Here is a 26367-nt window from a genome sequence, read left to right as displayed (position 1 = left end):
GGGGTCCTGCCTTTCCGGGGGTGCGGGGGTGCTGCCCTGTGCGGCGCTGCGGGTTCAGGGGTGGAGCTGCCGCCGGTAGCTGCGGCGGCCCAGCAGCAGCCCGGCGGCCACCATGGCCGCGAGGTAGCCGAGGTGGACCAGCGTGCCGGGCAGTGCGGCGGTGCCGAGCGCGAGCGTGCGGCAGAGCTGTACGCCGTGCCACAGCGGGGTGAACCGGGCCACCGACTGCAACCACCCAGGGAGCTGGGTGATCGGGAAGAAGGTCCCGGAGAACATGTACAGCGGCATGACGACGAAGCGGAAGACCGCGTTCAGGTGGGCGGGGCGGCTCACGGTGACCGCCCAGGCCGCGGCCGGGGCGGCGAAGGCGCAGCCGACCAGCACGGCGGCCGGGACCAGTGCCAGGGCCCGCAGCGGGCTCACCGCGCCGAACAGGGCGCCGATGAGGGTGAAGGCCACGGCGTTGAGGGCGAGCCGCACCACGATGAACAGCAGGTGGCCGTGCAGGATGTCGACGGGCCGCAGGGGGGTCGCCGCTGCGGCCCGGTAGTTGCCCCGGGTGCGGGTGGACTGGAGCACCGGCCCGGCCGCCTCGGTGTAGCCGGTCTGCATCGCGGCGGCGGCGAGCAGTCCGGGCATGATGAAGTCCAGGTAGGGCCGGCCGCTGAGGTAGGCGCTGCTGTTCTGGTCGACCAGCCGGCCGAGGCCCGCGCCGATGGCGGTCAGGAAGAGCAGCGGGTTGGCGATGCTGAGGACGACGGTGCCGCGCCAGGTGCGGCGGTAGCGGTGGAGCCAGTAGCCGAGCTCGCGGAGCGCGGGGGCCGGTGTGGACATCAGGCGGAGTCCTTCGTCGGGGGTCCGTGGCGGGCGTCAGTCGATCAGCGAGCGACCGGTGAGGGTGAGGAAGACGTCCTCCAGGCTGGACCGGCGCACCAGGGCGGTCAGCGGCCTGATCCCGCGTCCGTGCACGGCGGCCAGGGTCTCCTCGCCGTCGTCGGTGTAGAGCAGCAGCCGGTCGGCGAGTTCCTCGACCCGGTCGACCAGGCCGCGGGCCTTCTCGGTCAGGGTCTGCCGCTCGGCGGGGTCGAAGCGCAGCTCCAGCACCTCGCGGGTGACGTAGTGCCGGATCAGCCCGGCCGGGGTGCCCTCCGCGACGATCCGCCCGGCGTCCATCACCACCAGCCGGTCGCAGAGCTGCTCCGCCTCGTCCATGTAGTGGGTCGTCAGCAGCAGCGTCACCCCGTCCCGCTTCAGCTGGAAGAGGCGTTCCCACAGCAGGTGGCGCGCCTGGGGGTCCAGCCCGGTGGTGGGCTCGTCCAGCAGTACGATCTCGGGCTCGTTGATCAGCGACCGGGCGATGGTCAGGCGGCGGCGCATCCCGCCGGAGAGCGCGCCGACCGACTCGTCCGCCTTCTCGGTGAGCCGGGCGAACTCCAGCAGCCGGTCGCTGCGTTCGCGGATCTCCGCGCGCGGCAGCCCGAAGTAGCGGCCGTAGATGAGCAGGTTCTCCCGCACCGTCAGCTCGGTGTCGACGGTGTCGTCCTGCGGGACGACGCCCAGGCGGGCACGTATCCGTGAGCCGTCGCTCCCGGCGTCGCGCCCGAGAATCCGCAGGCTTCCCCCGCTGGACGGGGAGACGCAGGCGATCATCCGCATCGTCGACGACTTGCCCGCGCCGTTCGCGCCGAGCAGACCGAAGGACTCACCGCGGCGTACGTCGAAGTCGATCCCGTCCACTGCGGTGAAGCCGCTGCCGGACTTGCCGTAGACCTTCCGCAGCCCCCTGGCCTCGATGAGCACCTCGGTGCCGTCGACTGTCATACCGTCTGCCTCTCGATTCGTGCACCGGCTCGTGGACGGTGGCGGTGGGAGCACAAGGGAGTGCCGGGGGGTGCACCGCTCACCGCGGTGGTCGGGGCTGCCGGGAGGAGCCGTACAGCAGGTTGTCGTACTCCGGGCCGTAGCGGCGTTCCAGTTCGTCGAGTGACGCCTGGGTCCACTCGGTGGCCTGCGCGATCCGCGCCCGGGAGGGCACGGCGTCCGGCCGCCAGCTGTCGGGCTGCCAGAAGTGGGCGCGCAGGAAGGACTTGGAGCAGTGGAAGTAGATCTCCTCGGCCTCCACGACGAGCGCGAGCGCGGGGCGGTGCCCTCGGACCACCATCCGGTCGAAGAAGGGCGCCTCGCTGACCAGCCGGGCCGATCCGTTGACCCGCAGGGTGTCGCCGCGGCCCGGGATCACGAACAGCATCCCGACGTGGGGGTTGGCCAGCACATTGCGCCAGCTGTCGGCCCGGCGGTTGCCGGGGCGGTCCGGGATGGCGAGGGTGGAGTCGTCCAGGACGAGGGCGAAGCCGGGCGGGTCGCCCCTGGGCGTGACGTCGCACCCGCCGTCCGCTCCCGAGGTCGCGATCAGGCAGAAGGGGGAGTGCCGCAGCCAGCTGCGGTGCAGCTCACCGAAGGTGGCGGCCGACTTGTCGAACACGATCCGGCTCGGCACTCCGACCAGCCGCTCCAGCTCCTCGGCGGTCGTCACCTCGGTCCAGTCCGGGTGCGTGCCGTCCCTCCGCATACCTGTCCGGCTTCCGTTGCGGACCGCTCGCGGCGGTCGTCCGATGGTGGGGGCCGCGCCGGGGCGTGCCGGGCGCGGCGGGGTGCGGCTCAGCCGGCGGCGGCCGGCTGCTTGCTCGACCAGATGCGGTACATGCAGCGGTTGACGTCCTCGGGCCGGTCCACCGCGATGTCGATCTCACGCGGCTGGTGGCGGTCCACGAAGGCGGTCCTGGTGTGCAGAAAGCGGTCGTCGGCGGAGACCAGGGTCTGTCCCTGCCCGAGCAGGACCCGGTACTGCACCGAGGACTGGTCGTGGACCGCGTCGAAGAAGTCCAGGGCCCGCCGCTGCCGCTCGGTGAGCGGCTCCCCGAGCTTCTCGTGCGCGACCTCGATGTAGGTGCGGAAGTAGCGGACCAGCGGCTCCCCGTCGGCCGAGTACCTGATGACCGGCGAGCGGAAGAACTCGGGCTCCGCCGACCGCGACATGCCCCGTTTCTCGAACCAGAAGTCGCCGGTGAGGACCTCCAGGACGTCGGGGTGGCCGGTCAGGACGTCGTGCACCGTCTTGATGTCCACCAGGATGCTCTCGCCGCCGAGGTGGGCGGCCTGGCCGCAGGAGAGCAGCAGGTAGTCGATCGGGTCGACGTCGTTCACCGCGTCGTTGTGCATGTAGGAGCCCTGCTTGGTCTGGTGGTACCGGGCGCCCTCAGCGATGGTGCGGTGGTCGCCGCGGTCGTACACCTCGATCAGCCGCCAGCCGTCGGTGTTCTGGACCATCGGCCGACCCAGCGCGGCGCCCAGCAGCCAGGCGTACAGGGCCTGGTCGCGCAGGGAATCCAGACCGCTGATCCGGTCGTAGACGATGAAGTGCGCCGTCGAGTCGATGACGGCGCGGCTCGCTTCGACCTCCGCCGTGAAGGTCGGGCAGCCGGAAAGGTCGACGTCGAGACTGTCGACCCGCGCGGCCGGCGAGGAATTGCCGAGTTCCTTGACATAGGCGGCCACCTCGCCGCCCGCCTGGCTGGAGAACGTGTGAAACGCCTCGTCAGGAGCCAGCAGAGTACGCGGGCGCGAGAGTGCCGGAGCGATGCTCATTCTCTGGTCATTTCCTCTCCTGAGTGCTGGTCGAACCGTTGGACGGTATCGATGCTTGCATGATTCTGTCAACGAATTGACTGACTACTTGACATACTTGCCAGGCGCTTACTAGCTTCTTGCCGCAGGTCGCCGAGACCGGGGCTGCACAACGATCACCCCAGGGCGACGTATGTGAGGAGTTGGACGTGCAACGACTGAGTTATCCGTCTTTCCGCTCCGTCCTGGCCGAGAACGAGATCGTCCGCGTGGCGGGCGCCAACCACGCCCTCGGCGGGCTGCTGGCCGAGGAGGCCGGATTCCAGGCCGTGTGGTCGTCGAGCCTTGAGGTCTCCGCGTCACGCGGCCTCCCGGACGCCAGCATCCTGAGCATGACCGAGTACCTGGAGGCCGCCGCCAACATCCAGAAGGCGCTGCGCATCCCGGTGGTGGCCGACTGCGACACCGGGTACGGCGGCAAGCTCAACATCGCGCACATGGTCCACGAGTTCGAGGCGGCGGGCATCACCGCGATCTGCGTCGAGGACAAGCTGTTCCCCAAGATGAACAGCTTCGTCGCGGGCGCCCAGACCCTGCTCGGCGAGCAGGAGTTCGCCGCCCGGATCGCGGTCGCCAAGCAGGCGCAGTCCACCGGGGAGATGTACGTCATCGCCCGTACCGAGGCGCTGATCAGCGGCCTCACCGTCGACGTCGCCCTGGAGCGCTGCCGGATCTACGCGGACTCCGGCGCGGACGCGGTGCTCGTCCACTCCAAGGCCAAGAGCCGCGAACAGATCGCTTCCTTCCTTCAGGGCTGGGACTTCCGCGTCCCGGTGGTCATCGTGCCGACCACCTACCCGGACTGGCACATCGACGAGATCAAGCAGGCCGGCGTCTCCGTGGTGATCTACGCCAACCAGGGCCTGCGGGCGACCGTGCGGGCGCTGCGCGACACCTACCGCTCCGTCTACGAGAACGGCGACTCCATGGCGGTCGAGGACTCCATCGCGTCCGTCCAGGACGTCTTCCGCCTGCAGAGCCTGGAGACCTGGCAGAAGCTCGACGTCTGACGGGCGGCGGCGTCCCGGCGTCGGGCCGACGGGAGCGGAACGGACACGTGGCAATCATCTCTGCGGCCGACGAGGCTCTGGACAGCGATGTCTACATCGACCTCCGGCGGACGCTCGGCGTCAACCTCCATCTCAAGTGCGAGGGATTCAACTTCGCGGGCTCGGTGAAACTGCGGGCGGCGACGTCCATGGTGGTCTCCGGGATACGGCTGGGCCGCATCGGAGCCGACTCCACGCTCGTGGAGTCCTCCTCGGGCAACCTCGGCGTCGCCCTCAGCGTGGTCGCCGCCGCCAGATCGCTCCGCTTCGTCTGCGTGACCGACCCGAAGTGCAACCCCGCGACGGTCAGGCTGATGCGCCGGCTGGGCACCACCGTGGTCGTGGTGGACCGGCCGGACCCCAGCGGAAGCTACCTCGCCGCCCGCAAGGCCCGGGTCACCGAGCTGTGCGACCGCAACCCGGACCACGTCTGGCTCAACCAGTACGAGAACCCGGCGAACTGGCTGGCGCACTACGAGACCACCGCACCGCTGATCGCCAAGCAGTTCCCCGGACTCGACGTGCTGTTCGTGGGGGCCGGCACCGGCGGCACGCTCTCCGGCTGCGCCCGGTACTTCCGCGAGAACCACCTCGGGGTGCGGATCATCGCCGTGGACAGCGTCGGATCGGTCAACTTCGACATGCCGCCGGGACCGCGCCACATCCCCGGCCTGGGCGCGAGCGAGCCCATGCCGCTGATCGCCCCCGGCCTGGTGGACGGCGTGGTCCGGGTGGACGAGCGGGACGCGGTCCGCATGTGCCGAAAGCTGGCGCGGCACGGATTCCTGCTGGGCGGCTCCACCGGAACCGTCGTCAGCGGAGCGGCCGACTGGCTCGTCAGGCACGACCCGGAGCGGTCCCTGACCACTGCCGCCATCGCCCCCGACCTGGGAGAGCGCTACCTCGAAACGGTCTACGACGACGCGTGGGTGCTGGACAACTACGGCGACATCGAGAGGGAGCACGGAACCGACCATGGGTGAGCAACCAGCCGGACCCCCCGACTTCTCCGCCGTCCCGGGCGACGCCGTCCCCGTACCCGGGTCCTTCCGCGACCCGCACCGCCACCAGGGGGCGGCCGCCTCGTGAACCCCAGCACCGTGAACCCCAGCACCGTGAACCCCAGCACCGTGAACCCCAGCACCGAACTGTCGCCGCTGCCGCTGGCCGAGGGCGCGGTCGAACGCGCGCGGGCGCTCTCGCTCGGACACCGGCTGAGCACGGAGACCGGCCACGGCGTCCTGACCCGGGTCGAGCAGGCGGCGGCCCGCGCTCCGGAGCAGCCCGCCGTCGTGGACGGCGACACGGCGCTGACCTACCGGGACCTGCTGGCCAGGGTGGTGCGGATCGCCGCAGCGCTCGAAGCCGCCGGCTGCCGCAGCGGTGAGGTGGTCGCGGCGGTGGGCGACCGCTGCGCCGACAGCGTCGCCGTGTTCCTGGCGCTGGAGCGGCTGGGCGCCGTCTACCTGCCCGTCGACCCGGACTGGCCCACCGGGCGGGTCGCGGACGTGCTGCGCCGGGGCGGCGCCGGACGGCTCCTGCACTACGGGCCGGACCGGTCGCGCGGCTCGGAGCCGGTCCGCGCGGCCACGGAGGCCGGCCTCCCCACCCTCACCGCCCCGCCCGCCGACCCGCCCGCCGACCCGGCCGCCGCCCCGGACGGCACCCCGCCGACCGCCGCCGAACGGGACCGGTCGCTGGAGACGCGGTACTGCATCTTCACCTCCGGGACGACCGGCCGCCCCAAGGGCGCCGCCGTCGAGCACCGGGGAATGATGAACCACCTCTGGGCCAAGGTCCGCGACCTGTCGCTCACCGCCACCGACCGGCTGGCGTTCACCGCTCCCCTGGTGTTCGACATCTCGATCTGGCAGATGCTGGCCCCGCTGCTGGTCGGCGGCACCGTGGTGGTCGTCCGGCAGGACGAGCTGTCCTTCCCGCGCCGGCTCGTACGCTTCCTCGAACGGTCGGCCGTCACCGTCGTCGAAGCCGTCCCCACCGTCGTCGGCTGGTTCGCGGGCGAGGCCGAGCGCAGGAGCACCCCGGTCCTGCCCGGCCTGCGCTGGCTGATCTCCACCGGTGAGGAGCTGCACCCGGACCTCGCCGGCCGGATGCTGGACGCCGCCCCGCACGCCCGGCTGCTGAACGCCTACGGGCCGACGGAGTGCTCCGACGACGTCACCCACCACGAGGTGACCCGCGCCGACCTCGGCCTCGGCCGGCTTCCCGTCGGCGCCCCCATCGCCAACGCCGCCCTCTACCTGCTGGTCCGCACCGAGGACGGCGCCCGGTGGCGGGCCGCGGAGCCCGGCGAGGCCGGCGAGCTGTTCGTCGGCGGCCTGGTCGTGGGACGCGGATACGTCAACGACCCGGACAACAGCCGCGCCGCCTTCCACCCCGACGTGCTCGACCCGGACTCCCCGACCGGCCGCCTCTACCGCACCGGCGACCTCGCCCGCTTCGAGCGCGGCAGCGTCCACTACCTGGGCCGGGTCGACCGCCAGGTGAAGGTCGCCGGGACACGGATGGAGCTGGACGAGATCGAGGTCGTACTCGGCCGCCACCCCGCCGTCGACCAGTGCGCCGTCACCGTCCTCGACGTCGACGGGCGCCCCGAGCTGGCCGCGTACGTCACGCTGCGCCGCCCGGTCGACACCGACGAGCTGCGGGCCGCCCTGGCCGATGCGCTGCCCCGGGCCATGGTGCCGCAGCGGCTGGTCCGACTGGACGCGATGCCGCTGACCCGCAACGGAAAGATCGACCACAGGGCCCTGCGGGACACCACTCCCCCAGGGCGTGAGAGCCGGCCCGGCGACGGGCGCGCCACCCCAACAGCGGACACTCCCGGCAAGGGTTCGACTATGCCTTCACAGACCACGGCCGACACCTCGGCCATCGACGACCTGCCCCCGCACTTCCGCCTCCTGCTGGAACTGGCCCGCCCCCGCCTCTCCGCCCGGCGGACGGCGGAGGTGCGTCGGCTGGCGAGCCTGCCCGACCTGTCCTGGGGCGACCTGCTGGAGGCCGCCGCCCGGCACAAGGTGCTGCCGCTGATCGGCAGGCACGTGGACCGCTACCGGCTGGACCGCAAGCAGGGGGACACGGCCGGCTTCCCCTACCCCTGGGTGTTCGTCAGCGCGTACCTGGGCAACCGGGTACGCAACCAGGCCCTGTCCGACGAGTTCGGCCGGGTCTTCGACGAACTGCGCGCCGCCGGGCTGCGGTTCGCCGTGCGCAAGGGCTTCTCGCTGGGCGAGGGCGAGTACCACGACCCGGCGCTGCGCCGGATCGCCGACCTGGATGTGCTGCTCGCCCGCGCCGACGCGCCCGCCGCGCACGAGGTGCTCACCCGCCTGGGGTACGTGCAGGGCAGCCTCGCCGACGACGGCGAGCGCATCGAGCCGTACAGCCGCGAGACGCAGCTGTTCTGGCGGATGAACCTCAGCAACCAGCTCCCGTACCGCAGGGCCGCCGGCCGCCCCGACGTGACCGACTTCAACGTCGACATCTGCCATGACATCTTCCAGAAGAAGTCCGGGGTCTCGGCCGACGCCGCCGAACTGCTGGACCGCGTGGTCCCCACCGTGCTCTGCGGGACCCGGGCCTGGGTCCCGGCGCCGGACGACCGGCTGCTCGACCTCTGCTCGCACCTGCACAAGGAGGCGACCAGCCTGCACTTCGTGGAGGACAAGCAGGACCTCCAGCTCAGCAAGTTCCTCGACCTGAGCCTGGTGGCCGCCGCCTTCGACGACGCCCAGTGGGAGCGGTTCCTGGGGCGCGTGCGGGAGTACGGCGCCGAGTCGATCGTCTACTACGCGCTGCACTTCACCACCCTGCTCTACCCCCGGTCGGTGCCCGCCCGGGTGCTCGACGCGGTCCGCCCGGCGGACACCGGCTACCTGGAGGAGTACGGCACCCTCGACGGGCAGACCGCCCGCTGGGAGGAGGGCTTCTTCCAGCGCCTGTTCGACTCCGGCCGCCATCGGGCGGGCACGGTCTCGAATGTGCCGCTGCGGTGACCACGGCCCCCACCGCCGCTGCGGCGCCCCGGCTCCTGGTGCTCAAGATCGGCGGCAGCCTGCTCTCCGACAAGAAGGTGACCGGGGAGACCGACTTCGCCGCCTTCGACGACTTCGCCGACCTGGTGGCGGACCTGGCCGGGCGCTTCCCCGGGCGGCTGGTCCTGGTCACCGGCGGCGGCGCGCTCTGCCACCCGGTCGGGCTCCGGATCAAGCGCGACCGGGACGACCCCTACGCGGCGGTGGCGCTGGCCGAGCCGGCGTTCACCATGCGCTGGGAGTGGACCGCCAGGCTGCGGGCCCGAGGCGTCCGGGCGGTGCCGCTCCAGGCCACCGCCATGATCAGCGAGCGTCCCGACGGCACCACGGCCGCCCAGGTCGAGGTGGTGCGCCGCCTGCTGGCGGCGCACGCGGTGCCGGTCCTGTCCAGCGACTGCGTGGTGACCCCGGCGGGGACCCTGCGCATCCTCAGCAGCGACGAGGCACCCGCCATCGCGCTGGCGGCCGGCCCGGCGCCGGTCCGCGTCGTCGCGCTGACCGACGTGCCGGGCATCCTCACCGGCGAGGACCCCACCGGTCCCGTACTGCGCCGGCTGGACCCGGACGACCTCGCCGCCGCCCGGCCGCTGTTCTGGGCCACGGACGCCTGGGACGCCACCGGCGCGATGGCGGGCAAGGTCGAGGCCCTGGCCGAGCACGCCCGCCACGGGGCGGAGTGCGTCATCACGCGGGGCGACCGCAAGGCGGCCGACCTGCGCCATCTCCTCGCCCCGCTGAGCCGGTGGCCCAAGGACGTCCCGTACACGCTGATAGCCCGCCAGGCCGCCCCACCGGTGCCCCCACCGGTGCCCACGGAGGACCCGACATGACCCGACCGACAGAGCGCACCGTCCTGTTGAACCCCGGACCGGTCAACGTCCACGACCAGGTACGCGCGGCCCTCGGCTCACCCGACGAGTGCCACCGCGAACCCGAGGCGATGGAACTGCTCGTCTCGGTCGCCCGGAAGGCGGCGCTGGTGTGCGGCGGCGGACCGTCCCATGAGACCGTCCTGCTGACCGGTTCGGGCACCGCCGCCCTCGAAGCGGTGATCAGCTCCGTGGTCCCCGACGACGGCAGGCTGCTCGTCCTGGACAACGGCCACTACGGCGAACGCCTGCTGCGGATCGCCCGCGTCCACGGCATCGGCACCGAGCGGCTGGAGTTCGGCTGGGCCAACCCGGTGGACCTCGACGCCGTGGCCGCCGCCCTCGCCGCCGACCCCGGCCTCACCCACGTGGGCGTCGTGCACCACGAGACCAGCACCGGCATGCTCAACCCGGTCGGGGACCTCGGCCGGCTGGTGGCGGACCACGGCAGGTCGCTGATCGTCGACGCGATCAGCAGCCTCGGCTCCGAGCGGCTCGACGTGGTCGCGGACCACGTCGACTGGTGCGTCGGCACGGCCAACAAGTGCCTCGAAGGGCTGCCCGGCATCAGCTTCGTCTGCGCGCCCGCCGACCGCTTCGAGGCACTGGACGGCGTGCGGAGCCGCACCTTCTACCTCGACCTGCTCGCCCACTACCGCGCACAGGTCCGGCACCACACCCCGCAGTTCACCCCCGCGCTACAGATCCTGCGGGCCCTGGACACCGCCCTGGACCTGACCCTGGCCGAAGGCGTCGCCGCCCGTGGCGAGCGCTACGCGGCGCGGGCGGCCCAGATCCGGGCCGGTCTGCGGGAGCGCGGCATCGACCTGCTGCTCCCCCCGGAGCACCGGGCGAACTCCATCACCAACGCCCACCTCGGCGGCGGCCTGACCTACGACCAGCTCCACGACGGCCTCAAGCAGCGGGGATACGTCATCTACGCCACCCAGGAGAAGTCCGCCGGGGTGTTCCGACTGGCCAACATGGGCCAGTTGACCTCCCACGACATCGACGGCCTGTTCACGGCCTTCGACGAGGTCGTCCGGGAGCACGCCGCCGGGAACCCCCCGCGGCTCGGCGCACCAGACACCCAGAGGTGAGGCGACGATGCCCGAGCACTCCGAGCAGCCGCACGCGATCCACCTGGCGATCGTCGGCGGCGGACCGACCTGCACCTACGTCCTCGAACGGCTGGCGGCGCTGGTCCGCGAGCAGGGCACCGAGAGCCCGCTGGACATCGTGGTCTACGACCTGTCGGGCGAGTTCGGGTCCGGCCAGGTCCACAGCCCGGGGCAGACCAGGACCAGCTACCTGAACCGCATCGTCGGCCAGGTCGCCTTCGCCGCGGACGAGAGCGTCGTCGACGCGGGTCCGCTGCTCGCCGCCGACGAGCGGCCGACCCTGCTGGAATGGTGCCGGGCCAGGTACGAGGCGACCGGCGACCGCACCTTCGACGTCGTCGCGGAGGACTGGCCGAAGCGCTATGTGCACGGCCTGGCGCTCCAGGACCAGTTCGCCCGCTACCGGGACATCCTGGCCGGGATCGACGAGGTCACCGTGACGCTGCGCACGGCCGAGGTGGTGGACATCGAGGAGCGGGGCGACCGGCTCGCGGTGCGCACCGCCGACGGCGCGGCGCCCTTCGAGGCCGACTACGTGCTCATGCTCACCGGCCACTCCGCCAACCGCCCGGAGCTCAACCCCCACCAGGTCGCCTGGGCCCGCTTCACCGAGCGGCACCCGGTCCGCCTGGTCCCCAACGCCTACCCGCTGGAGAAGTCGCTCCCGCCGGAGCAGACCGGCCCCGGCACCACCGTCGGCTGCCTGGGCATGGGCCTCACCGGCATCGACGTCATCCTCTATCTGACCGAGGGCCGTGGCGGCGTCTTCGAGCGGGACGGCGACGGGCGGATGTCCTACCGCCGCTGCGGTGCCGAACCGGACGCGATCGTGCCCTTCAGCCGGACCGGCCTGTTCACCTTCGCCCGCCCCTACAACGACAAGGAGCGGGACATCGCCGCCCTGGAGTACCGGGGGCCGTTCCTGACCGTCCAGGCGGTGCGGGAGCTGCGCCGCACGGTCGGCCGGCCGAACCTGATCAGCGGGGTGGAGCAGCGCCAGCTCGACTTCGAGGCGCATGTGCTGCCGCTGGTGCTGCTGGAGATGTCGCTCATCTACTACAGCACCCTGTTCGGCGCCGACTTCCGCGAGCTGGCGATCCGTGGCGCGCGCCCGGCGTACGAGAAGTTCCTCGCCGACGCGGACTCCTTCCCCGACTGGCAGAGCGCCCGCGACCTGCTGACCGCCCCGGTGGAGGGGCTGGCCCAGCGCGTGGCCGCCGAGGTGGACCGGGTCCTGGCGGGCGGGGGCGCCCAAGGGCCGGGCGGGTCGGGGGAGCCGCCCGTCGACTCCGCGGTCCGCTCCTTCCTCACCGTCGTGTACGGCGCCGACCGGGCCGGGGAGCTGCTCGCCACGGCGGGCGACCCGGCGCGGTTCGCGGCGGCGGTCGCGGCCGCCACCTCGCCGTGGCGCCATGCGCGCCGCGCGGCGGAGCACCGCTTCTCCTGGGAGCGGACGATCAATCCGCTGCCCCGCAGCGCGTACCGGACCGCCGCCGAGTACCAGGAGGCGTTCCTCGACTTCCTCGACGTCGACATCCGCTGGGCGGCCCAGGGGAACCTGCGCAACCCCGCCAAGGCCGCCGCCGACGCCGCCTGGCGCGACCTGCGCGGGGTGGTCATCGAGGCGGTCGACTTCGGCGGGCTGCGGGCCGGGTCGCACCGGACGTTCCTGGGGGTCTACACCCCCCACCACAACCGCCTCTGCCAGGGCGCCTCCCGCGAGGCGATGGAGAAGGTCACCGCGCTGATCAAGGCCGGTATCGTCGACATCTCGGTCGGGCCGGACGCCCGGGTGGACGGCGACGAGGAGCGCGGCCGGTTCCGGATCAGCGGGTCGCTCGGCACCGAGCGGCTGGTCGACGTGCTGGTCGACGCCCGGGTCCACTCCTTCGACGCCGAGCGCGACATGATGGCGGTCTACCCCAACCTGCTGCGGCGCGGGCTGGTACGCAAGTGGGCCAACCCGGGCCTCGGCGAACCGGACTTCGTCCCCGGGGGTCTGGACCTCACCCGGGACTTCCACCCGGTGCGCGCGGACGGCGCCGTCGAGCGCCGGATCACCGTCCTCGGCCCGCCCAGCGAAGGTGTGATGTACCACCAGATCGGGGCGCTGCGGCCGAACAAGGACCACCACGTGATCCGGGACATCCTGTGCTGGATACATGATTTCATACTTCGGGGCTCGTCCCCGTCCCCCCAATTCACCACCAGCGGAGGCATGTCGTATGAGTAGCGGCGACTCGGACGCCCAGCAGATCCAGGCGCGGCTGCGGGAGATCGGCGCGGCCCACCAGCGGCTCCGGACGGCCGTGGCGCAGATCACCGAGCAGCAGGCGCGTGAGCCGATCGAGCTGCCCGGGTGGACCCGGGGCCATGTGCTGATCCACCTCGCGGACCTCTCCCAGGCGTTCGCGCGGCAGGCGCGCTACGCCCTGGAGGGGCGGACCATCGAGGTCTACGACGGCGGTCGGCCCACCCGGGACAAGTCGATCGAGGCCAATCACGGCCGCCCGGTCGACTGGCTGCGGGCGCAGCTGGAAGCCGGTCTCACCGCGCTGGACAAGTCCTGGTCGGCGCTGTCGCCGCAGGACTGGGACCGCCCCTGCGCCTACCGCAACTCCACGTTGGAGGCCACCCAGCTGGCGTGGTGGCGGGAGTCGGCGCTGCACTCGGTCGACCTCGCCGTCGGCTACCGGTCCGAGGAGTGGAGCCCCGCGCTCTCCTCCCATGTGGTGGCCTTCCTCCAGCCGCGCCTGTCCGAGGAGACCGCCGTGACCCTGATCGCCGAGGACACCGGCGAGCAGTGGCAGCACGGCACCGGAGCGCCCGTCACCGTCCGGGGCGACCTGCGCTCGCTGGCCGCCTGGATCAGCGGGCGCCCGTACGCCGCCGCGCCGCGCGCCGACGGCGGAGCCGACCTTCCGGAGCTGAACGCCTGGCCGTAGGCCAGTCCCTGACACCCCTTCGAGCAGAGAGCGGGCCATGACAACGGGGCAGAGCACATCCGACCGGCGGACCGTCTCCGGCCCGCCCGACGCGGCGCCGGCGGAGCACGGGCCCACCACGGCCCAGCTTCTCGTCCGGGCCTTCGTCGACCTCGGGCACACGCACTTCACCGGAGTGCCCTGCTCACTGCTCAAGGGGGTCTTCAGGATTCTGGAGGACCCCGGGCCGGAGCTCGCCGGCAGCTTCGGCTATCTGCCCGCGCCCCGCGAGGACTCCGCGGTCGGAGTGGCCGCCGGCCTCGCGGCAGCGGGGGCCAGGCCGGTCGTCCTGATGCAGAACTCCGGCCTGGGGTACTGCCTGAACGTCATCACCTCACTCAACCTGATCTACGACATCCACGTCCCCCTGGTCGTCAGCTGGCGTGGCCACGACGGGAACGACGCGGTCGAGCACGACGTCATCGGACGGGAGCTGACCAACCTCCTCGACGTCTTCGGCCTGCGCCACACCGTCCTGGACCCGGCCGAGCCCCGCGCCTCGGTGGAGAAGGTGCTGGCCGACGCCGAGGGCGGCCGCTTCACCTCGGTGCTCATCGTGAAGGACGGAGTCTGACGGTGCTCGGAATCAGGGAAGCCATCGCTGAGACGGTCCGGAGGTTCCCGGACTCGCTCACCGTGTCGACCTGCGGCTTCATCACCCGCGACCTCTACAACACCGCGGACCGCCCGGAGAACTTCTACCTGGTCGGCTCCATGGGCATGGCCGCCCCGGTCGGCCTCGGCGTCGCCCTGGCGCGACCGGACCGGTATGTCGTGGTCCTGGACGGCGACGGGTCGTTCGCGATGAACCTGAGCGTGCTGCCGATGATCGCGGAGCACCGCCCCGCGCTCGTCCATGTGGTGCTGGACAACGGTGCGCACGAGAGCACCGGGGGCCAGCGGCCGGTGCACATCGGTGACCCGGCGGGGCTGGCGCTCGCCGCCGGGTACGCCGCCGCCCACTGCGTCGCCACGCTGGAGGAACTGCGCGCGGCCGAGTGCGCCCCGGACGGGCCGACGCTGCTGCATGTGCGGTGCGCCCGGCGGGGGGCGGGCGCGGGCAGGCGCGTGGAGCCGACCCCGCAGCAACTGGTGGCCCGGTTCCGCGCGGCGGCGACCGCATGACCGGCTCGGCAGCAGCGAAAGGAGCATCCGACATGGCCGACACCGCGCCGACCGTGGAGTCACGCGTCCTGGGGGTACTGCTCCCGGTCCTGGGAATCGCCCCGGGCGACCCGGGCATCGGACCCGACACGGATCTGTGGGCCTCCGGACTGGACTCGCTGCGGGGCGTCTCCCTGATGGTCGGGCTGGAGGACGAGTTCGCCATCGAGTTCCCCGACGAGATGCTGCGCCGGGACACCTTCACGACGGTGCGGAGCATCTCCGAGGCCGTCCTCGCCATCACCGGATAGCGGATCTCACAGCCGAGGGACTCGACCATGCCGCTCGATCTGCGCAGCCTCCCCGTGCGCTCCTCCAGGACAGTCGACCTCAACCTGGTGAAGGTCCTCATCACCAGCAACCGCGAGGAGTTCGACGCCTACGCGTACTTCTCGCGGGAGGCCCCGGACCGGGCGGCCGTGGACCACGAGATCCACTGTGTGGACCTGGACCGCGACAGCTTCGACACGGCGGAGCTGCGGGAGCGCTCCGACCGGACGCTGCGGGCGAAGCGGTTCAGGTCCGGCTACTACCTGAACCACATCTTCGGTGACCCCGCCTACCTCATCACCGAGGGCAACCGGTCGTACGTCTTCGGCCGCCGGCTGGAGCGCACCGTCTGGCCGTACTTCGTCAAGCGCATCCTGACCGACTTCGCGGTCGACTGCGGCTACCTGCATCTGAAGGCCGGCGGCTTCACCTCCGCCGACGGGTCGGCCACCCTGCTGGTCGGCCCCAACGGCGGCGGCAAGACGGTCTTCCTGACCCAGGCGTGCGCCCACGGGGCCCGGTTCCTCAGCAACACCCACCTGCTGGTGCGCGACGGGGTGGCGCACGGGGTCCCGTCGGCCGTACGGGTCCGGCGGGACCCGCTCTTCGACGGCCTGATCGAGCGCAACCACCTGGTCGCGCATCTGGAGGGCGGGGACTTCCTGGCCGGCCCCGAGCTGGTCTTCCCCGGTGCACCGGTCGACTCCGGGCCGGTACGCAACATCGTCATCACCGACTACCGGGCGGGCGGGCGGCACGGGTTCGAGGAGATACCGGCGGACCGGGCGGAGCTGTTCCTGGAGCAGTTCGCCTTCGCCGTCACCACCTACGGGCTGAAGGACGACCTGATGGCCCATGTCGGAGGTGACGTCGAGAAGTTCACCGGCGGGCTGCGGGCCATGAAGGAGCAGCTGTCAGCCCTGGTGTCCGGCGCGCGGTGCCTTCGGGCGAACGTCGACATGCTCGACCCGGCCGAACGGGAGCCGGTGCTGGCGGAGCTCGGCGTGGACGCGCGGGCGGACGCCCTCGGGCCGACCGGGTGACGCTGGTCGTCGCCCTGGTGGTGCTGCTCGCGGCCGTCACCCACGCGAGCTGGAACGCGCTCACCCACAGCATCAAGGACGAGCTCGCGGCACTGACGCTGGTCGGCACCGGCCGGGCGGCCTGCGGGCTGGTCCTGGTCCTGTTCGCCCCGCTGCCGCCGGTGGGTGCCTGGCCGTATCTGGGCGCGTCGGTCCTGGTGCACATCGGCTACCAGCTGGTGCTGATCCGGTCCTTCCGGCTCGGTGACTTCGGGAAGATGTATCCGATCGCGCGCGGCACCGGCCCCATCGTCGTCACCGTCTTCGCGATGCTCTTCCTGAACGAGCGGCTGCACGGCTGGAGCGCGCTCGGGGCCGCCCTGGCCGCCGCCGGCCTGGTGGGGCTGGCGCTGTGGGGCGTCCGGGGGGAGTCGGCCCGCCCCCACGGGTGGGCCGTCGCCGCGGCCGTCACCACCGGGCTCGCCATCGCGGCCTACACCGTCGTGGACGGCGTGGGCGTGCGCGCCTGCGGGCCGGGGGACGGATTCCTCGGGTACGTGGGCTGGCTGATGCTGCTGGACGGCGCTTCGATCCCCGGCTGGGCCCTGGTCATGAGACGCGGCGGGCTCGTCGGCCGGATCAGGCCGAGCCTGGCTCGCGGCTGGGCCGGCGGCTGCCTGTCCGTCGTCGCGTACGGCCTGGTGCTGTGGTCCCAGACCCGCGCGCAGCTCGCACCGGTGGCCCTGCTGCGCGAGTCGAGCATCCTGGTGGGCGCGATCATCGCAAAGGTGTTCTTCAAGGAGCCCTTCGGCGGTCCGCGCCTGGTCGCGGCCGGTCTGATGCTGGTCGGCATCATGCTGATGCTCGGGGTGCGGTGAGACCGGGCGCTGCCCCGCCCCGACCCGGAAGTCATCGATATCCCATGATCGATGACTAATCACACGTCATTACGCAAGTTTTTGTGTTGTTTCAGTCAGAGACAACCTGTGCTCCATTCGGTTTCTGCGATACCCTCCCCCGTAGTCGCCGTCGACCGCACCGGAGGCCCAGGGGCTGTGAGGGACCGTATGGCCGACCCGCCGCAGGCCGTGATGGGGGCCGTACCCCGCGCCCGCAGATCCGGCCCCGGCCCCTCCCCCACCCCCATCGGGCGGCCGCGCGCCGCGCGGGCCGCAGCGGTGCCCGTTCCGGAGCCGGGTCGGCCCGCGTCATACCGCGACCACGGCGCTGCGACACATCAGGAGGGCCGGCTCAGCGGCCGGACGCGGTTACCGGTCGGCCGCAGCGGCCCTCATGCCTACACACGGGGAATCAATCCACTCCATGAAGACGAAGCTCACCGGCATCGCCGTCCTCATACCGCTCGGACCGGCCTCCCACGGTCGGCCCGAGCCGACCGGCCGGGCCACCGCCGACAGGCGGGAGATCGACTGGCCCTGACCGCCCCGCCGACGCCCGACGCGCCACCGCTGCGGCGCTCGGTCCGGTGACAGCCCCCGGTCCGGCGGTCGGCGGCGCGTCGGCGGCGGGCCCGGGGGCTTCACCGGGCGAGCGCCTCGGCGAGACAGCGCCAGACCTCGGCCGCGAGGTCGACATTGCCGCTGTCCTGCGCCTGCTTGGCGAGTTCCTCCATGTCGCGGACTCCCGGGTCCCGGTGCCCGGCATGGATGCGCAGCTGGCAGTCCAGCACCTTCAGCCGGACCAGGTCGCGGAAGTTCAGCTCGTCCCGGGCGCCGTCGACCTGCTCGTAGAGGCTCTGCGCCTCGGCCGGATCGCGCTGGTGCAGGGCCAGTTGGGCCTTGAGGAGCAGAAACTCCTGCCGCTGCTGCGAGGTCCCGACCAGGCGGAGCGCGGGCTCGGCCTCGGCCAGGCACCCCTCCGCCTTCTCGCCCCGGCGGGGCACCATCTGGAGGTAGAGCGAGGCCGCGGCGAGGCGCAGCCGCATCCAGAGGACGACGTCCTGCTGGCTGTCCAGTCGGTCGAGCGCCCGTTCGAGCAACGACTGCGCGGCGACATGGTCCCCTTGCCGGACCCGTACCGTGGCCGCGGTCCACAGCGCCAGGACGGGCAGCTTGCCGGGGATGTCCTCGACCAGTACCTCCAGTTCGTCCGAGTGCGTGCGGGCGTCGGCGAGGACGCCGACCTCCGTCTCGGCCGCGACCAGCGCGAGCAGGGCGCGGACCCGGTCCCCGAGCGGGACCTTGTGCTCACTGGCCAGGGCGAACGCCTCGCTGGCGTTCGTCCGGGCGGAAGCGGCCTCGCCGCTCATGCGCTGACATCGGGACAGCGCCGTGAGCGTCCGGACCCGAAGGTCCGGGATGCCGATGTCGGCGCTCAGCTTCGCCAAGCCGGCCAGCGCGTCCGCCTCCTCCGCCCGCCGTCCGAGTTCGCGGCTGATACGCGCCAGCGTCCAGAGCGCCGACCAGCGGAGCAGGGGACTGCCCGAGGCCGCGTCGGTCCCCGCCGCGCCCAGCGGCCCGGCGGCCTCGGCCTGGTCCTCGGCCGAGACGGCCCGCGCCAGCGCCTCGTCCAGGGAGCCCGGCGCGGGCTCCTGGAAGGCCGCGACCGTCACATCCAATTTCTCGGCCAGGTACTCGACGGCCTTCACGGTGGGGGGACGCGTCCCGGACTCCAGGCGCGACAGATAGCTCGTGGACATCTGCGGGCCGCACAGGTCCGCTTGCGACAGACCACGTCCCAGCCGTAGTGCGCGAAGCCGCCAGCCGAACTGCGGTTGGTCAAGAATGGCAATCATCCCGAATGATTTCAAAGCCAGGGTGAATTAAGGGTGGAGCTGAGGTTTTTCCCGCCGGAAGCCGAGCGGACATGACAGCCGACAGCCGGGCCCCTTGCCCACGAAGGGACCTGCGGCCCAGCACCGCAGACCCGTTCGGGCAGGTCAGGAGGGTGTCCTGAGGCGAAGGAAAGTCCGGCGACTACCTTTGTCAAGTGGATCGCCCCTGGGCTCAATCGATCCAGCATAAGGTTGGCAATCCAGTCAAGCATGTTGTCTTGGATCTAGGCAAGCCAAGCGACCGGCGAGCGGGGCCGCCCCGGGCGGGCGGCGGCGGGCCTGCCGACTCCGGCCCGGAATTCTCTCTGCGGGTGATTGCCGGGTCACGCCGCGAGAGGATGCGGAACTTCGCCCTCACCTTCCGCGCCCCCAATTAAGCACCGGAACGCGGCCCACCGCCCGGGGCCCGGACAGCGGCCACCGAATCGCCCCCGCCCCCACACGCGGGAAGCACCCGTGCCCTGACAGATGACAAGGGGACCATCCCCGCAGGCGCGCGGCGGGGCGGTCAGAGTCGGATGCGGGCCGCGACGGGGAGGTGGTCGCTGGCGGTGGCGGGGAGGACCCAGGAGCGGGTGGGGGTGACGCCCTTGGTCATGATCTGGTCGATCCGGGCCATCGGGAAGGACGCCGGCCAGCTGAAGCCGATGCCGTCGCCCGCCGCGCCCTGGGCGGAGCGCAGCTGCGAGGTGATGTCGGCCAGGCTGCGGTCGTTCATGGTCCCGTTGAGGTCGCCCAGCAGCACCACCCGCCGCAGCGGCTCCGCCGCGATCGCGTCGCCCAGCGCCTGCGCGCTCTTGTCCCGCTGGTCCGCGGTGAAGCCAGCGTCGAACTTCACCCGTACGGATGGCAGGTGTGCCACGTACACGGCCAGTTCCCCGTGCGGGGTGTCCACCTCGGTGCGCAGCGCCCTGGTCCAGCCGATCTTGATGTCGACGGCCCGGGTGCCCTTGACCGGGTAGCGGGACCAGAGGGCGACGGTGCCCTTGACGGCGCGGTACGGGTAGGTGCCGGCCAGTGCCTTCTCGTACACCGGGAGCGCGCTGGAGGTCAGCTCCTCCAGGGCCACCACGTCCGCGCCGGAGGCGATCAGCGCCCGCGCGGTGCCCACCGGGTCGGTGTTCTCGGCGTTGACGTTGTGGCTGAGGACGGTGAGGTCGCCGCCGCCGGTGCTGCGGTCGAGCAGCAGGCCGCCGAAGAGGTGCCCCCAGAGCAGTACCGGCAGCAGCAGGGCGGCCAGGGCGGTGGCCGAGCGGCGCAGCAGGGCCCAGACCAGCAGGACGGGGACGGCGAGGCCGACCCAGGGCAGGAAGGTCTCCAGCAGGCTGCCGAGGTTGCCGATCCGGTTGGGTACGTCGGCGTGCAGCGCCATCAGCAGCGCGACCAGCAGGGCGAGCACCGCCGGCACCCAGCCGCGCCGCCAGCTGGAGCGGCCGCGGTCGTCCCGGCCCCAGCGGCGCAGTCCGGGCAGCCGTCGGGGCCGGGGGCGCGGGCCGTCCGGCCGTTCGCCGCCCGACCGTGCCCACGCCCTCGCCGCCTGTGCCATGTGCCGTGATCCCTCGTGCTGGATGCCTGTGCCCGTGCCGCTTCCCGGGTCAGCGTATGCCGGGACAGACGTGTGGCCGGCGGCAGAGGTTCCGGCGCACCGGTACCGGAATCCCGTCCTCAGCCTGCGGCGGGCGCCGCCACCCCCTGCATCGCGGTGTCCACCATCAGCTCGCTGAGCCGGGGGTCGTCCAGCGGCGCGTCCTGCCAGAGCACGCTGCGGACCAGCATCGGCGCCACCAGGATCTCGACCAGCAGGTCCAGGTCGACGTCCGAGCGGAACTCTCCGCTGGCCACCCCGCGCCGCACCACCTCGCGGGCCAGTTCCTGGCGGCGCCGCACCACCCGCTCCTGGTAGAGCGACTGGAGGGCGGGCAGCGAGCCCATCTGGCTCAGCGCCGCCTTGAGGATCCAGCGGGAGCGCTTGGCCAGCCCCCGGCGGCGCAGGAAGTCCAGCAGCGCCACCAGGTCGTCGCGGGCCGACTCCCCCGCGAGCTCCGGCTCGGGCTCCTCCAGCCGGCGTACGACGTCGATCAGCAGTGCCTCCTTGTTGGGCCACCGCCGGTAGACGGTGGCCTTGCCGACCCCGGCCGCCTGGGCGACCCCCTCCATGGAGAGCTCCGCCAGGCTGCTGCCGCCCGCCATCAGGCGCTCGACGGCGTCCATGATCGCCTGGTCGACGGCCTCGCTGCGCGGTCGGCCGCGCCGGGGAGTGCCGTACTCGGTGCCGTCGGGCCGCCCGTCCCGGGCCGGGGCCGTACTGCTGTCCATGACCGGATTCTCCCTGACTTCGGTCAGGGGCGCCCTGCCGGGGCCGCTGCGGGCTCCCGCGCGGCGGCGGGTCCGTCCGTGCCCGGGGCGGGCAGTCGGCCGGGCAGGAAGAGCAGGGCCACCAGCGCGCCGAGCAGGGTGACCCCGGCGGAGACGCCGGAGACGATGTGCATGGCGTGGACGAAGGACACCTTGGCCGGGTCGACCAGGCCGGCGCCGCGCGGCCCGAGCCGCTGGGCGACGCCGAGCGTGGCCTCGATGGACTCCCCGGCGGTGGTACGCAGGGCGGGGGGCAGCGTCGCCAGCTTGTCCGAGACGCCGTTGCGGTAGACGGCGGACAGCAGCGCGCCGAGGATCGCCACCCCGAGCGAGCCGCCCACCTGGCGGAAGGTGTTGTTGAGCGCGGAGCCGGACCCGGCCTTCTCACGCGGCAGCGCCGACATGATGGTGACGGTGACCGGCGGCATCACATGGGCCAGTCCGGTGCCCATCGCCAGCCCGACCACCTCCATCACCCAGATCGGGGTGTCGACGCCCAGCAGCAGGTAGCCGAGGAACGCCAGCCCCACCAGGGCCATGCCGCCGGTGCAGGTGGCGCGGACGCCGAACCGGTCCACCACCAGCCGGGCGCGCGGTGCGAAGGCCATCTGCGCGACGGCCAGCGGCAGCAGCAGGGCGCCCGCCTGGAGCGCGCTGTAGCCGCGCACGCTCTGCAGGTAGAAGGCGGAGAAGAAGGTGACGCCCATCAGGGCGAAGAAGACCAGCCCGATGACGATCACCGAGGCGGAGAAGCGCGGGTTGCGGAACCAGGTGACGTCGAGTGCCGGGTGCGCGGTACGCCGCTCGTACGCCACGAAGCCGGCCAGGACCGCCAGGCCGCCCGCGACCGGGCCCCAGGCGGCGGGATCGGTGAAGTCCGCGAGCTGGCCGCCCTTGATGATGCCGTAGATCAGCAGCACCAGGCCGATGACGGAGAGCAGCACGCCCACCGGGTCCAGCTTGCCGGGGTTGGGGTCGCGGGAGTCCGGCACCAGCCACACCATGCCGATCAGGGCGACCACCACGATGGGCAGGTTGACCAGGAAGACCGAGCCCCACCAGAAGTGCTGGAGCAGCAGGCCGCCGGTGATCGGGCCGATGGCGATGCCGAGGCCGACGGCGCCGGCCCAGATCCCTATCGCCTTGGGCTGCTCCCGGCGTTCGAAGACGTTCATGATGATCGCCAGGGTGGCGGGCATCACAAAGGCGCCGCCGAGGCCCATCACCGCGCGGAAGGCGATCAGCTGGCCGGGCGAGCCGGCCAGCGCGGAGAGCAGCGAGCCGGTGCCGAAGACCGCCATGCCGGCCAGCAGGGTCTTCTTGCGGCCGAGCCGGTCACCGAGGAGCCCGGCGGTGAACAGCAGTCCGGCGAAGACCAGGGTGTAGGAGTTGATCGCCCATTCCAGGTCGCTCTGACCGGCGCCGAGGCCGACCGGGGCCGGGCTGGCAATGGTCTTCATCGCCACGTTGAGGATCGAGTTGTCGAGGACGACGACCAGCAGGGCGAAGAGCAGCACCCCGAGGATCGCCCAGCGGCGGCGGTGGACCGTCTCGGGCACCCGGCGCGGCGCGGCGGCGGGCCCGGTTGAGGCTGTGGTGGACATGGTGATCCCGTCGATTGTCATGGGTCCGCACCGGACCCGTTCGACTCACCACGGTAGCCGACTTTCGATACGGAACAGTCTCGTATTGTAACGGCCTGGCAAAAATCGGTGTGACCGGTATCGCAGCGGCCCGTCGCACACCCGCCCCTTTGCGCGTCGCGGGCGCCGTGCGAGCATGGGAGCAGATCCGGGGACGCCCTCAGGGGCGCCACGAGACTTCCATTTCATAGGAGCCTGTTCGATGAACGCTTCTCCGCTTCAGCCTGCCCAGACGCCGTCCGAGGGCCAGACGCCCCCCGCCGGGCAGACGCCGTCCGACGGCCAGACGCCCCCTGACGGCCAGACGCCCCCTGACGGCCGGACGGCCTCCGGCGGCACGGCACCGGGGCAGACCCCCGCCACCGAGCGGCCGGCCGCCACCCTCTACGGGGGCACCCGCAGCCGCCGGGTGACGGTCCGGGACATCGCCGCCGCCAAGCAGCGCGGCGAGCGGTGGCCGATGCTCACCGCGTACGACGCCCTCACCGCCGGCGTGTTCGACGAGGCCGGCATCCCCGTCCTGCTGGTCGGGGACTCGTCCGGCAACTGCCACCTCGGCTACGACTCCACCGTGCCGGTCACCATGGACCAGATGGTCATGATGGCCGCCGCCGTGGTGCGCGGCACCCAGCACGCCATGATCGTCGCTGATCTGCCGTTCGGCGCCTTCCAGGAGTCACCCGCACAGGCGCTGCACAACGCCGTCCGGCTGCTCAAGGAGGCCGGGGTCGGGGCGGTGAAGCTGGAGGGCGGCGAGCGCAGCGCACCGGCCATCGAGCTGCTGGTGCAGGCCGGCATCCCGGTGGTGGCGCACATCGGCCTGACCCCGCAGTCGGTGCTGGCGCTGGGCGGCTACCCGGTGCAGGGCCGGGGCGAGGAGGCCGCCGACCGGATGCTGCGCGACGCCAAGGCGGTGCAGGCGGCCGGGGCGTTCGCGGTGGTGGTGGAGGCCGCTCCGGCCGAACTCGCCGCTCAGCTGACGGCCGCGCTGGCGATCCCGACGGTGGGCATCGGCGCGGGCGCGGGCTGCGACGCCCAGGTGCTGGTGTGGACGGACATGGCGGGGATGACCGCCGGGCGGGTGCCGAAGTTCGTCAAGCAGTACGCCGACCTGCGCGAGGTGCTCGGCAGCGCCGCCCGCGCCTTCGGCGCGGAGGTCGCCTCGGGCGCCTTCCCGGCGGCGGAGCACTCGTTCCACTGAAGGGTCGGCTCGTTCTCGGAGACCGGTTCGTCCCCCCAGGCGTCCGGTTCGTTCCGCTGAGGGTTTGACAGCAGGTCCCCCGGGGGCCGGCGGTGCTCCGCCGGCCCCCGGCGCATGTCCCGGGCCCGGCGGGCACGGGTGGGGTCGACGGCGGGCATCGGTGGCGGATTCCCGTTCTGTTGAAGGGATGATTGTGGGAGCGCTCCCAACCGCTTCAATGGTCAATCTCCACAACATGCCCTGTCAAGACTTCACACAGTGGTCCCCCTCCGAAGGGTGCTGAGCCCCCGTCAGCTCCGGAGTGCGTTCGACAAGTGAAGTCGCGCGGACCATTGACATGCTCCTAGCTGGATGGCTTCATGTCATCTGTCGCTGCGTCGACTCCCGCACTGCACGATGTGCCGGCGTGGATTCCACAGCCCACCACGCATCGTGGTGCTTGCACCCTCGACACCGTATGGCCGTGTCTGAGGCGGGCGCTTCCGTGGAAGCGCTCCCACAGTGGTCTCACGGTACTGCCAACCCGGCGGCATCTGCCGATGGCATCCCCACCCCTTCCCGGCCGGCTGCCGACCACCCCCGCAGCCGGTGTCCCGGCGCGCCACGCCGGGACAGACCGCCGGGTCGGTGCAGCGACTCTCGTCATCCCTCTCCCAAGGAGCCGATGTGACAACCTCCCCACCGCGCAGGGCGCACAGTTCGCGCCTTCGCCGCAGTCTCGCCGCGCTGGGCGCGCTGGCGCTCGCCACGGGTCTCACCGTGGCCGCAGGCGGCACTCAGGCTCAGGCCGCCGCCGCGCGGGTGGACAACCCGTACGCTGGCGCCAAGGTCTATGTGAACCCGGACTGGTCCGCGCTGGCCGCTGCCGACGGCGGCAGCGCCATCTCCAACCAGCCCACCTTCGTCTGGATGGACCGGATCGCCGCGATCCAGGGCTCCTCTGCGGCCCGCGGCCTCAAGGCCCACCTGGACACCGCTGTGGCCCAGGGCGCGACCCTGGTCCAGATCGTCATCTACGACCTGCCCGGCCGTGACTGCGCCGCGCTCGCCTCCAACGGTGAGCTCGGCCCGAACGACCTCGCCAAGTACGAGACGGACTACATCGACCCGATCGCGGCGATCATGGCCGACCCGGCCTACGCCAACCTGCGGATCGTCAACCTCATCGAGCCCGACTCGCTGCCGAACATCGTCACCAACGCTGGTGGCACCGATGGTTCGACGGACGCCTGCGCCACGATGAAGTCGAACGGCAACTACGAGAAGGGCGTCGGGTACGCGCTGCACAAGCTGGGCGCGCTCTCCAACGTCTACAACTACATCGACGCCGCGCACCACGGCTGGCTGGGCTGGGACACCAACATGGCCCCGTCCGCCCAGGAGTTCTACAAGGCCGCGACCAGCAGCGGTGCCACCGTCAACGACGTGGTCGGCTTCATCACCAACACGGCCAACTACAGCGCCCTGACCGAGCCCAACTTCAAGGTCACGGACAACGTCAACGGCACCAGCGTGCGCCAGTCCAAGTGGGTCGACTGGAACAACTACGTCGACGAGCTGTCGTTCGCCCAGGCCCTGCGCACCCAGCTGGTCTCGGCGGGCTTCAAGTCCGACATCGGCATGCTGATCGACACCTCGCGCAACGGCTGGGGCGGCCCGTCCCGTCCGGCCGGCCCTGGCCCGACCACTTCGGTCGACGCCTACATCGACGGTGGCCGCGTCGACCGGCGTATCCACGCCGGCAACTGGTGCAACCAGAGCGGTGCGGGTCTGGGTGAGCGGCCGACCGCTTCTCCCGCGACCGGTATCGACGCCTACGTGTGGGCGAAGCCCCCGGGCGAGTCCGACGGTTCCAGCTCTGCCATCTCGAACGACGAGGGCAAGGGCTTCGACCGGATGTGTGACCCGACCTACACGGGCAACGGCCGCAACGGCAACAGCATGTCCGGCGCGCTGGCAAACGCTCCTGTCGCCGGCCACTGGTTCTCCGCGCAGTTCAAGCAGCTGCTGGCCAACGCCTACCCGCCGGTCTCCGGTGGCGGCGGCGGCGGCACCACGGACACCACCGCTCCGACCGCTCCGACCAATGTGACGTCGCCGTCCAAGACCGCGAACAGCGTTTCGCTGTCCTGGACCGCCTCCACCGACAACGT

The 26367-nt window shown here is 72.0% G+C and carries 22 protein-coding genes; 14 read left to right on the top strand and 8 right to left on the bottom strand.

Features of this window, described 5'->3' with window-relative positions; translation table 11 throughout:
- Positions 1-54: 54 nt before the first annotated feature.
- From ACIQGZ_RS10625 to ACIQGZ_RS10610, 4 genes are all read right to left on the bottom strand, one after another.
- Positions 55-834: an ABC transporter permease gene (locus ACIQGZ_RS10625; protein ID WP_402600794.1), complete on the bottom strand. Its 780-nt coding sequence runs from the start codon at positions 832-834 to the stop codon at positions 55-57.
- A gap of 36 nt (positions 835-870) precedes the next feature.
- On the bottom strand, positions 871-1821 hold the full coding sequence (locus ACIQGZ_RS10620; RefSeq protein ID WP_402600792.1) for an ABC transporter ATP-binding protein: 951 nt from the start codon (positions 1819-1821) through the stop codon (positions 871-873).
- A gap of 79 nt (positions 1822-1900) precedes the next feature.
- Positions 1901-2569: an MSMEG_1061 family FMN-dependent PPOX-type flavoprotein gene (locus ACIQGZ_RS10615; protein ID WP_402600791.1), complete on the bottom strand. Its 669-nt coding sequence runs from the start codon at positions 2567-2569 to the stop codon at positions 1901-1903.
- Between the two features lie 89 nt (positions 2570-2658).
- On the bottom strand, positions 2659-3645 hold the full coding sequence (locus ACIQGZ_RS10610; RefSeq protein ID WP_402600790.1) for a TauD/TfdA family dioxygenase: 987 nt from the start codon (positions 3643-3645) through the stop codon (positions 2659-2661).
- Positions 3646-3833: 188 nt separating this feature from the next.
- Here ACIQGZ_RS10610 and ACIQGZ_RS10605 point away from each other — a divergent pair, with 188 nt between their 5' ends.
- From ACIQGZ_RS10605 to ACIQGZ_RS10550, 12 genes are all read left to right on the top strand, one after another.
- The gene (locus tag ACIQGZ_RS10605; RefSeq protein WP_402600788.1) at positions 3834-4694 is read left to right on the top strand and encodes an isocitrate lyase/phosphoenolpyruvate mutase family protein; all 861 of its coding nucleotides are present in this window, start codon (positions 3834-3836) and stop codon (positions 4692-4694) included.
- Between the two features lie 47 nt (positions 4695-4741).
- On the top strand, positions 4742-5716 hold the full coding sequence (gene sbnA, locus ACIQGZ_RS10600) for a 2,3-diaminopropionate biosynthesis protein SbnA (RefSeq protein ID WP_402600786.1): 975 nt from the start codon (positions 4742-4744) through the stop codon (positions 5714-5716).
- A gap of 102 nt (positions 5717-5818) precedes the next feature.
- Positions 5819-8752, top strand: a complete 2934-nt coding sequence (locus ACIQGZ_RS10595; RefSeq protein ID WP_402600785.1) for an amino acid adenylation domain-containing protein — start codon at positions 5819-5821, stop codon at positions 8750-8752.
- Complete coding sequence (locus ACIQGZ_RS10590) at positions 8749-9621, top strand: hypothetical protein (RefSeq protein WP_402600783.1); 873 nt, start codon at positions 8749-8751, stop codon at positions 9619-9621. Before ACIQGZ_RS10595 ends, ACIQGZ_RS10590 begins: the two co-directional genes overlap by 4 nt.
- Positions 9618-10760 (top strand): pyridoxal-phosphate-dependent aminotransferase family protein, encoded by a 1143-nt coding sequence (locus ACIQGZ_RS10585; RefSeq protein ID WP_402600781.1) that lies wholly within the window; start codon positions 9618-9620, stop codon positions 10758-10760. The genes ACIQGZ_RS10590 and ACIQGZ_RS10585 overlap by 4 nt, the downstream gene beginning before the upstream one ends.
- 7 nt (positions 10761-10767) lie before the next feature.
- Positions 10768-13014, top strand: coding sequence for an FAD/NAD(P)-binding protein (locus ACIQGZ_RS10580; RefSeq protein WP_402600779.1), 2247 nt, complete (start codon positions 10768-10770; stop codon positions 13012-13014).
- Positions 13007-13726, top strand: coding sequence for a maleylpyruvate isomerase family mycothiol-dependent enzyme (locus ACIQGZ_RS10575; protein WP_402600778.1), 720 nt, complete (start codon positions 13007-13009; stop codon positions 13724-13726). Before ACIQGZ_RS10580 ends, ACIQGZ_RS10575 begins: the two co-directional genes overlap by 8 nt.
- A 37-nt stretch (positions 13727-13763) precedes the next feature.
- Positions 13764-14339 (top strand): thiamine pyrophosphate-binding protein, encoded by a 576-nt coding sequence (locus tag ACIQGZ_RS10570; protein ID WP_402600776.1) that lies wholly within the window; start codon positions 13764-13766, stop codon positions 14337-14339.
- A 2-nt stretch (positions 14340-14341) separates the two neighbouring features.
- On the top strand, positions 14342-14890 hold the full coding sequence (locus ACIQGZ_RS10565) for a thiamine pyrophosphate-dependent enzyme (protein ID WP_402600774.1): 549 nt from the start codon (positions 14342-14344) through the stop codon (positions 14888-14890).
- A gap of 32 nt (positions 14891-14922) precedes the next feature.
- Positions 14923-15180: a phosphopantetheine-binding protein gene (locus ACIQGZ_RS10560; RefSeq protein ID WP_402600772.1), complete on the top strand. Its 258-nt coding sequence runs from the start codon at positions 14923-14925 to the stop codon at positions 15178-15180.
- 27 nt (positions 15181-15207) lie between these two features.
- Complete coding sequence (locus ACIQGZ_RS10555) at positions 15208-16242, top strand: FomB family phosphonate monophosphate kinase (RefSeq protein WP_402600771.1); 1035 nt, start codon at positions 15208-15210, stop codon at positions 16240-16242.
- Positions 16239-17099: an EamA family transporter gene (locus ACIQGZ_RS10550; protein ID WP_402600770.1), complete on the top strand. Its 861-nt coding sequence runs from the start codon at positions 16239-16241 to the stop codon at positions 17097-17099. Before ACIQGZ_RS10555 ends, ACIQGZ_RS10550 begins: the two co-directional genes overlap by 4 nt.
- A gap of 662 nt (positions 17100-17761) precedes the next feature.
- Here ACIQGZ_RS10550 and ACIQGZ_RS10545 read toward each other — a convergent pair.
- The 4 genes from ACIQGZ_RS10545 to ACIQGZ_RS10530 all read right to left on the bottom strand — a co-directional run bounded on the left by ACIQGZ_RS10545 (position 17762) and on the right by ACIQGZ_RS10530 (position 22974).
- The gene (locus tag ACIQGZ_RS10545) at positions 17762-18976 is read right to left on the bottom strand and encodes a helix-turn-helix domain-containing protein (RefSeq protein WP_402600769.1); all 1215 of its coding nucleotides are present in this window, start codon (positions 18974-18976) and stop codon (positions 17762-17764) included.
- A 547-nt stretch (positions 18977-19523) separates the two neighbouring features.
- Positions 19524-20561 (bottom strand): endonuclease/exonuclease/phosphatase family protein, encoded by a 1038-nt coding sequence (locus tag ACIQGZ_RS10540; protein WP_402600768.1) that lies wholly within the window; start codon positions 20559-20561, stop codon positions 19524-19526.
- 119 nt (positions 20562-20680) lie between these two features.
- Positions 20681-21331, bottom strand: a complete 651-nt coding sequence (locus ACIQGZ_RS10535) for a TetR/AcrR family transcriptional regulator (protein ID WP_402600767.1) — start codon at positions 21329-21331, stop codon at positions 20681-20683.
- A 23-nt stretch (positions 21332-21354) separates the two neighbouring features.
- Positions 21355-22974, bottom strand: coding sequence for an MFS transporter (locus ACIQGZ_RS10530; protein WP_402600766.1), 1620 nt, complete (start codon positions 22972-22974; stop codon positions 21355-21357).
- A 241-nt stretch (positions 22975-23215) separates the two neighbouring features.
- On the opposite strand from ACIQGZ_RS10530, the gene panB reads away from it, so the two are divergent.
- Together panB and ACIQGZ_RS10520 are read left to right on the top strand one after the other, a co-directional pair.
- A complete protein-coding gene (gene panB / locus ACIQGZ_RS10525; RefSeq protein ID WP_402600764.1) occupies positions 23216-24214 on the top strand; it encodes a 3-methyl-2-oxobutanoate hydroxymethyltransferase in 999 nt (332 codons plus the stop codon).
- A gap of 666 nt (positions 24215-24880) precedes the next feature.
- Positions 24881-26367 (top strand): glycoside hydrolase family 6 protein (locus ACIQGZ_RS10520; RefSeq protein ID WP_402600763.1); only part of this gene is annotated, 1487 nt, incomplete at its 3' end.

The sequence above is a fragment of the Streptomyces sp. NPDC092296 genome, assembly GCF_044755465.1.
Taxonomy (GTDB): domain Bacteria; phylum Actinomycetota; class Actinomycetes; order Streptomycetales; family Streptomycetaceae; genus Peterkaempfera.
This window is presented reverse-complemented; position numbering and strand designations above follow the sequence as displayed.